This window comes from Amycolatopsis jejuensis, from assembly GCF_000717335.1.
Classification (GTDB): domain Bacteria; phylum Actinomycetota; class Actinomycetes; order Mycobacteriales; family Pseudonocardiaceae; genus Amycolatopsis; species Amycolatopsis jejuensis.
Genome location: NZ_JNYZ01000083.1, coordinates 1 through 1,545, shown reverse-complemented (window position 1 = coordinate 1,545; position 1,545 = coordinate 1). Strand labels below are relative to the sequence as shown.

Here is a 1,545-nt window from a genome sequence, read left to right as displayed (position 1 = left end):
CCTTGGGTTTTAACGTCGGGGTTGTGGGTGGTGGCCCTGGTTGATCATGGGTGCAGCCCTTGGTTGATGATCTCTTCTTGTCTAGGGAAGAGGGTCGAGAACCAAGGGCTGCGTGGTCAGTGTGCAGGATGTTGCTGTGCTGGGTGGTGTCGGGGATCTGGTGGATTTCCGTGCCAGGTTGTATGGGTGCCTGGCTCGGCGGGCTGACGGGTTGTTCGAGCTGGCTGATGCGCTGGTCTGTGCGGGAGGCCGGGTGGGGTCGCTGCCGGGGTTGTCGCTGGAGCCGGAGTTTCGCCGGGGTCATGGCAGTGTGTATGCCGCGCTGGCTCGGGGCCGTGTTGATGAAACCCGGTTGCGGGCGTTGCTGCTGGAGGTGGCGGTAGCGGGCCGGGCGGGGATGGTGTGGTTTGCCGGGGATGTGTCGAACTGGGCCCGCCCGGAGGCGGGGTGCTCGCCGCAGCGGCTGATGGTGCACGACAAATCAGCCCGGACCGCGGCGGGGCACCCGGTCACGCCGGGGTGGCCGTTCGCGGTGCTGACGGCCCTGGAGTGGGGTCCTGCCTCCTGGACTGCGCCGGTGGACCTGGCCAGGCTCGCTCCCGGGGACACCCTGACCTCGGTCACGCTGGCCGCGATCGAACGGGTCCGTGCCGGGTGGGCCACTCTCGGGCGGGACGAGCCGGCGGGGTTCGTGTTCGACTCCGAGTACGACCTCATGGCATTAAGCCACCATCACCGTGGCGGGGTGCACATCGTGGGGCGGTTACGGTCCAACCAGAACTTCCACGCCGAACCCGCACCTGCGCCCCCGGGCACGAAGGGCCGGCGGCGCCGGCACGGCGACAAGATCTCCCTGGGCAAGGCCGAGACCCTCACCACTGCCGATCGCCGCGTGCACCTCATCTCGCCTCGCTATGGCCGGGTCACGGTGTCGGGCTGGGATCGGCGGCATCGCAGGCTGGCGCGGGAGGGGTACTGGAGCGGCCATGACGGGCCGTTGCCGATCGTGGCAGGCACGGTGGTCCGGGTCGAGATCGAGCACCTGCCCGGTGGCGGGAAACCCGCGAAGCCGATGTGGCTATGGCACGCCGGTCCCACCACGCTGGATCTGACCACCGTGTTCGCCGCCTACCAACGGCGGTTCGACATCGAGCACACCTTCCGGTTCGTCAAACAAGACCTCGGGTGGACGATGCCCGCGCCGATGCTTCCCGACACCGCACTGCGGTGGGGCTGGGTGGTCCTAGCCGCCTACACACACCTGCGCCTGGCTCGCGGCCTCACCCAAGACCTGCGGTTACCGTGGGAAAAACCACAACCACCACAGGCGATGTCACCCCGGCGGGTCCGCCGCGATTTCCGGCGGGTTCGTGCCCTGACCAGCACCCCCGCCAAACCACCAAAAACCACCCACCCCGGCCCCGGACGCCCCACCGGCTCCACCCGCCCACCCCGGCCCCACCACCCAACACACCTCAAAAACAGCAGACGCGGCACAAAACCCACCACACCAACACGTTAAAACCCAAGGGAACCATCACGGAA

At 68.0% G+C, this 1,545-nt stretch carries 1 protein-coding gene; it reads left to right on the top strand.

Annotation, left to right across the window (positions count from 1 at the left end; all coding sequences use genetic code 11):
* The first annotated feature begins 112 nt into the window (after positions 1-112).
* The gene (locus tag OO71_RS45805; RefSeq protein WP_342669997.1) at positions 113-1,522 is read left to right on the top strand and encodes a transposase; all 1,410 of its coding nucleotides are present in this window, start codon (positions 113-115) and stop codon (positions 1,520-1,522) included.
* The last annotated feature ends 23 nt before the right edge of the window (positions 1,523-1,545 follow it).